5 protein-coding genes are annotated in these 6615 nt (G+C 51.4%); 1 reads left to right on the forward strand and 4 read right to left on the reverse strand.

The genetic code is table 11. The features are described from left to right. Positions 1-178: 178 nt before the first annotated feature. Entirely contained in the window at positions 179-1096 is a 918-nt protein-coding gene (yddG, locus tag BS640_RS07040) for an aromatic amino acid DMT transporter YddG (protein ID WP_084912261.1), read from the reverse strand. A gap of 382 nt (positions 1097-1478) precedes the next feature. Here yddG and BS640_RS07045 point away from each other — a divergent pair, with 382 nt between their 5' ends. Then, positions 1479-2111, forward strand: a complete 633-nt coding sequence (locus tag BS640_RS07045; protein ID WP_017490090.1) for a TetR/AcrR family transcriptional regulator — start codon at positions 1479-1481, stop codon at positions 2109-2111. A gap of 130 nt (positions 2112-2241) precedes the next feature. Here BS640_RS07045 and BS640_RS07050 read toward each other — a convergent pair whose 3' ends face one another. The 3 genes from BS640_RS07050 to BS640_RS07060 all read right to left on the reverse strand — a co-directional run bounded on the left by BS640_RS07050 (position 2242) and on the right by BS640_RS07060 (position 6466). Beyond that, the gene (locus BS640_RS07050; RefSeq protein WP_017490089.1) at positions 2242-3531 is read right to left on the reverse strand and encodes a carbohydrate porin; all 1290 of its coding nucleotides are present in this window, start codon (positions 3529-3531) and stop codon (positions 2242-2244) included. Next, on the reverse strand, positions 3521-4933 hold the full coding sequence (locus BS640_RS07055) for a glycoside hydrolase family 1 protein (RefSeq protein ID WP_017490088.1): 1413 nt from the start codon (positions 4931-4933) through the stop codon (positions 3521-3523). Before BS640_RS07055 ends, BS640_RS07050 begins: the two co-directional genes overlap by 11 nt. Before the next feature lie 96 nt (positions 4934-5029). After that, the gene (locus tag BS640_RS07060) at positions 5030-6466 is read right to left on the reverse strand and encodes a PTS transporter subunit EIIC (RefSeq protein WP_017490087.1); all 1437 of its coding nucleotides are present in this window, start codon (positions 6464-6466) and stop codon (positions 5030-5032) included. Positions 6467-6615 lie beyond the last annotated feature (149 nt).

Genomic DNA, 6615 nt, shown 5'->3' on the forward strand with positions numbered 1-6615 from the left:
AACTGTACAGTTCGGTATAGTTTTAAATTATTAAATTTCTATTTCGCTTTCTTTGTTCTTTATTAATCAATATTTATAATTTTTAGGTTGGAGCATATCCTGACACAAAATAATTTTCCCGATAACATTGTTAACGGTGTGTAAATTAAATGCAGGTTAATTATTAACGACGACGGACTTAAATCGTTTCTCCTGAGGACGATATTACCGGTTGTTTTGTTTTTTGCGTTGATCGCCAACAAATGAGTGACCCGATACTGACCATCGCCGCACCCTGCCAAAATGAAGCCGTCAGCGTGGTGCTGAGAATAAAAGCCGCCAGAGCCGATGAGAAAAGGGGAATGAAGTATGAAGCGGTGGCCAGCACGGTCACGTTGCCGTGCAGGATGCCGATATTCCAGGCCGCGTAGCCACATCCCAGCGCGGCGGCGGCGAGCGCAAGGCTGCCCATGACGTGAACGTTAAAATGCAGCGTGCTGGCGGGGCTTAAGGCGTATTGACCCCACAGCGTCAGCGCGGTGAGCATAAAGAACAGCGTGATGCCGTTTTTGCCTTCGGCCTTTTGGCGGGTCAGAATGCAGTAAAGCGACCAGATAATAGCACCGGCAAATGCCATACCGAAACTCAGTGGATTGTTCTGCACGCTAGCGGTGACCGAGGCTACCGACAGTCCGGCTTCACCGCCGAGCACCCAGCACAGACCGGTAAAAGAGAGCAGCATGCCTGGAATAATCAGCAGACTGGCCTTCTGTTGTTTAAACAGCACCGCCATCAAAATGGTCAGGCCTGGCCACAGATAATTGACCATCCCAACTTCAATCGTCTGAGCGTGCGTATGGGCAAAGCCCAGCGACAGTGACAGGCATACTTCGTAGCTGACAAACAGCAGGCTGCCGAGGTAGAGGTAGAGGCGAGGAAATTTTTTTACCTCTGGAAAGCCCTGGGTAAAGAACAGCAGGACCGAAGCAAGGGAGTAGATACTCGCTGCGCCGCCGACCGGTCCAAGACCTTCTGAAACGCTACGAATCATTCCTGCGACCGTGCTGAAGAACAAGATAGCCATCAGGCCGATGAATGTTGCTTTCTTTGCTGACATTTCCGTCACTAGGTGTATAAATTTGTACTAGTACACTAACATCAACGCAGCGGGTTAGCGAAATGCAATTTATTAGGTTACTGCGACGATAATCAGGAGTATAAGTCTATTTTATGGTCGATAGTATAGAGGGCCGAACAATACAAAACTGTACTGTTTGGTTTAGTTTTAATTCGCTAAAGCCTCCCTCTCGATTGTTCGTGAATTCTTAGCCTCTAAATATAATTTACTTTGTTTATTAACCAGCTAGCGAATTCCCTTCCCTTTAAAATACTGAAAATATAACCCTTCAAAGTGTGCAATACTCCCAAATTTCAACTGTACTGTTTAGTTATAGTTTTGTTACCACAGATAACAACATCCGACTGTCATGGGAGACTGGATGAGAACACTGACGAATGAACGCAGGCAAGCCATTATCGACACTGCCACCGAGCTGTTTCAGGAGGTAGGTTATAAAGGAGCATCCATGAATGAGGTTGCCAAACGAGTAGGGGGATCGAAGGCGACGCTGTACAACTACTTTGCTTCCAAAGAGGAACTCTTCGAGATGGTTGTACGGACTCACAGCACGCAATTTCTTAATGCGGCAGCCTCCGAGATCTCTGCCTTTACGGGCGTCTCTATACCGTTTGAGGAAAAACTCACTCGTTTTGGTGAACGTATGCTGGAGGTGTTAGCGGGTGATAACAAAGCGTTGAAAATCTATCGCTGCGTGCTCTCCGAGGCGGGCAACTCAAATATTGGCGAACTTTTTCGTGCAGCAGGATTGCAGGAGAGCATGGCCCGACTCGCCGAGCTCATGTCGGTCGCGATGCAGGACGGCGATTTAGCGCCGGGTGACGCGATGCTCAGGGCGGTGCAGTTTACGTCGCTCATCAAGGCTGAGGTAGAAGTGCTGATGTTTATGCAGGAACCGCCTACCTACACCATGGCCCAGATATCTGCGATGGTACAGAAAGGCGTGCAGATTTTTTTATACGGCGCAGTCGCGCAAAAAACGACAACCAATTAGTTAACCTTTTACCTTCTGCACTTTCAGAAGACGATATTGCCAATACACACTAAAATCGCTTTAAATCAGGGAATTAACTCTCTCCTCTTGAGAGAGAGTTAATTCTGTCAACCTTCCTGCCTAATGTAAACTACAAATTAACCACAATCTGCGTCAGTAGGTTCCAGGCGTCATCTTCCTTTGGCGTAACAGAAGGATGATGCGTCCACGCCAGCTGATTGGTCCAGTAAATCCCGTTGGTAATCCGCAGGGTATATGCCGTCGATGCCGTGGTACTGAAACTCTCGGCGCTCTTGTTGTGCCGCTCGAAGTAGCGCTTGGCGTCATCGCTGAACTTGTTATAGGCAAGACCGAACGACAGCATGTCGGACGGCCGTGAATCAAATGGCCCGATGCTGAACAGGGTTAACGACGCATCGGCATTAAACACGTTGCGGTTCTGCGGTGCGTAGTTGGTTTTGCCGTCGATATACCAGCCACGGAACGGCAGGCTGCTGTCGGGCTGTGTCAGCTGACGGGTCGCGGCAAGGTAGTGTGACCAGGTGTTATCCTCGTCCTGCTCGGAGTTGTAGTTGAAGTAAGGCGTTTTGTTATAAACCGAGCCACCGCGTACCCAAATCATTGGAACCCCGTATTCTGAATTGACGCGATAGCCAATTTCATTAATGACCAGCGTGCCGGCATCAGGCACTTTCCAGCGCAGTCCGTAGGTATTGTATTTCGAGTCTGATTCTAGTCCGTCAGAGCTTTGGCTGCGTGAGACGCCAAAATGGTCGTACCAGCGTTTATTTTCAGACAGCAGCCGCACGTCAAATCCCGGGCTAGGTTTCAGGCTGGTGAGACCGGCCTGATTGAGCATCACGCTGGTGGGGCCAAGCGCCGAAGACGCGGTACTGCTGCCGAGATACAGGCCATAAAAATAGCTTAACCATGCAGAATAGCCGTAGTGCAGAATGACCCGATCATTGAACAGCGGTTGATATATCGACAGTTCGCTGACGGCAACGTGGCCGTCCTGGCCGTTGCCGCGATAGTTGTTATAGGCATACATTACGCCCATATTAAGTTGGGCATTATCAGTGAAACCAATACGCGACAGGTCATAGGTCACGTTAGTGCTCACCACATTACCGGTGGTGGGACGCTGTCCGACGTAGCTCGGCTGATTCTTCCAGTTACCCGCCACGTCATAGGTCAGATTGGTCAGCAGCTGAACCTGAGCAAAGAAGCCGTTATCCGCCATGTCCTGACGCAGTCCTCCCCATTCGGGGAAGACGGTATCGCACACCGAGCCAATGCTGGGTGTTTCGGGTCCTTTAGGCAGCAGCTTGTCAAAGCGGGCGCAATCGCCGTCGGCGGCCTGCGCCAGCCCGCCGATGCTCATCAACAGCGCGGTCAGCAGAAGCGACTTACTTTTCATTTTTAACCTCTCTCACCAGCGATTCGCCGCCGGTTGCAATCACCTGTTTGTACCAGCCAAAACTCTTCTTGCGACGACGCTGTAGGGTGCCTTCACCGTGATCGTCACGGTCAACGTGGATGAAACCATAGCGTTTGGACATCTCACAGGTTGAGGCACTCACGATGTCTATCGGGCCCCAGCAGGTGTAGCCCAACACCTCGACGCCGTCGGCAATGGCTTCATGAACCTGCACCAGGTGGTCATTGAGGTAGGCGATACGGTAATCGTCCTGGATGCTGCCGTCGGCCTCAATGCGGTCTTTGGCGCCCAAGCCATTTTCGACAATAAACAGCGGTTTCTGATAGCGATCCCACAGCTGATTCAACAGATGGCGCAGGCCCGCGGGATCTATCTGCCAGCCCCATTCCGATGCCGAAAGGTAAGGGTTGGGGATCATCTTGAGAATGTTGCCGGTGGCCTGTTGTTTGTCTTTATCGGCGGTGGCACAGCTGCTCATGTAGTAGCTGAAGGACAGGAAATCGATGGTTTCGCGCAGGTCTTCTCTGTCCTGTGGGCTGATTTCAAGCTCGATGTTTCTTTCTTTGAAACGGCGTTGGATATGGCTCGGATAGTCGCCGCGCGCCTGCACGTCGAAGAAGAACAACCATTCGCGCTCTTTGCGCTGTGCCTCGAGTAAATCGTCGGGATGACAGGTCAGCGGATAGTACGGCATGGCGGCAACCATGTTGCCGATTTTGGCATCAGGAATGATGCGATGACAGGCCTTCACTGCGCGGGCGCTGGCCACCAGCTGGTGGTGCACGGCCTGATAGACAGCCTGTTCGCTGCTGCCCTCTGGCAGTCCCAGCCCGGTGAAGCACGAGAACAGCGACACGTTAATTTCGTTGAACGTCAGCCAATATTTCACCTTGTGCTGGTAACGCTCGAACACGGTGGTGGCATAGCGTTCAAAGAAGCCGATGGTCTTACGATTGCCCCAGCCGCCGTAATGTTTAACCAGAGCGTAAGGCATCTCGTAGTGGGAGAGGGTGATAAGCGGCTGTATACCGTATTTGAGCATCTCGTCGAACAGCGCATCGTAGAAAGCCAGGCCTTCTTCGTTAGGCACTTCTTCATCACCACGCGGGTAGATGCGCGTCCAGGCGATGGATGTGCGCAGGGTTTTGAAGCCCATTTCGGCGAAAAGCGCGATATCTTGCGGATAGCGATGATAGAAATCGATAGCTATTTCTTTAAGGTTAAACTCCCCGGCAGGGCGTTCGGTCGCCGGATACATCAGGCCGTGTGGCTGATAATCGGAGGTTGACAGGCCTTTTCCGCCAACATTATAGGCACCTTCTACCTGATTGGCGGCCAGAGCGCCGCCCCAGAGGAAATCAGTCGGGAATGTGGTTTTCATCGTTTATTCCTTCTCGTTTAGGGTAAAAAAAAAGCGCAGTAATCCCGCATGAGCCGAGCTCACGCATTATTTAGGCCAGAGTAAAATGGGGGTTCGTCAGGTCGAAGACAGGGAACGTAGTTTCTCGGGTGGCACGGGTTGGTCGTCCGGCACGCCATACAGCCAGCTGCTGATGAAGGCGAACAGGAAGGCGGCAAGGGAGCCGATGACGACGCCCCAGAATCCGCCGTCGATGCCGTTGGGTGAGATAAATGACGGGAATCCAAAGATGCCCAGCGCGCCAAAGGCATAAGCGGTGCCGTGGTAGTAGCCGGTGATGGCACCGCCGAGCGCGCCGCCGATGCAGCCAAAGATAAACGGCCGTTTTAGCGGCAGGTTGACCCCGTAGATAGCCGGTTCGGTAATACCAAAGATGCTTGAGATAAACGACGGACCCGCCAGGCTTTTGAGTTTGGCATTACGGGTACGCAGCAGCACGCCCAGCGTTGCGCCAGACTGTGCCCACACGGCGGGCTGCACCAGCGGAGAAATGGTGTCGATCCCACGGGTCATCAGGTTGTTGATCATCAGCGGTGCCAGGCCCCAATGTAGCCCGAATATTACACAAATTTGCCACATTGCCCCGAATACGGCGCCTGCAATCATCGGGTTGAGCTGCCATATCCACAGGTAACCGCGGCCAAGGCCGAGGCTGAGGTCGGTTGCCAGCGGCCCAATCAGCAGGAAAGTCGCGGGCAGGGTGATCGTCAGGCATAAAAACGGCGTGAAGAAGGATTTTATCGAGGCATGCAGCCAGCGGTTGAAACGTTTCTCGAGCCAGCAGCTGAACCAAGCGGCGAAAATAACCGGGATAACCGTAGAACTGTAGTTGATAAAGGTCACCGGCAGGCCCAGAAAACTGAAATGCAGTTTAGGATCGGCCTGCGTGGCGTTGAAAATTTCGATCATCGAAGGGTGGACCAGCGCGGCCCCGATAACCAGGGTGACGAGAGGGTTGCCGCCAAATTTCTTACCCGCCGTATAGCCCAGAAGAATAGGCATGAAAAAGAATGCGGCATCGCTGGCGGCAAAGATGATTTTATAGGTGCCGCTGGCTTTATCGAGCCAATGAAATAATACCGCAAGGATCAATACCCCTTTAATAAGCCCGGCTGCAACTAAAATACCCAGCAGCGGTGCGAATATACTGGAGATAATATCTACTGCGGCATTGAGTAGTGCTTTAAATCCTTTAGCTTTGGGGGCGTCTTCCGATGATTCTTCACCAGAATTGATACTTTCATTTTCTGGAAAATAACGTGAGACCAAGAGTTGATATACTTCTCCGACGTGGCTACCAATGACTACCTGAAATTGTCCGCCGCTCTCAATAACGGTAATAATCCCCGCACACTTCTTGAGTTCCTCAATGTTTGCGCGGCGGTTGTCTTTCAGTTTAAAGCGTAAACGTGTCGCGCAGTGAATAACGCTAATAACATTATCCCGACCGCCGACGCCTGCGATAACGTCATCGCACAAAATAGCATATCCCATAAATTAACCTCTTGTCGGATAACTTAATACGCGAATTTAAAGCAAAAAAAAACCTAACTTTGCCGACCCAGGCTAGATAAAAGCGGGTGGCTTCAGTTAGGTTTTGCTCAACACGCTTGAGACCACGTGAAGATAACAATCCTGTTATG

Origin of the sequence: Rouxiella badensis, assembly GCF_002093665.1 — a bacterium.
Lineage (GTDB): Bacteria > Pseudomonadota > Gammaproteobacteria > Enterobacterales > Enterobacteriaceae > Rouxiella > Rouxiella badensis.

Excerpts from the sequence above, each read along its gene's own strand:
- BS640_RS07055 (WP_017490088.1), bottom strand. The coding sequence starts at position 4,933 with ATGAAAACCACATTCCCGACTGATTTCCTCTGGGGCGGCGCTCTGGCC.
- yddG (WP_084912261.1), bottom strand. The coding sequence starts at position 1,096 with ATGTCAGCAAAGAAAGCAACATTCATCGGCCTGATGGCTATCTTGTTC.
- BS640_RS07060 (WP_017490087.1), bottom strand. The coding sequence starts at position 6,466 with ATGGGATATGCTATTTTGTGCGATGACGTTATCGCAGGCGTCGGCGGT.
- BS640_RS07050 (WP_017490089.1), bottom strand. The coding sequence starts at position 3,531 with ATGAAAAGTAAGTCGCTTCTGCTGACCGCGCTGTTGATGAGCATCGGC.
- BS640_RS07045 (WP_017490090.1), top strand. The coding sequence starts at position 1,479 with ATGAGAACACTGACGAATGAACGCAGGCAAGCCATTATCGACACTGCC.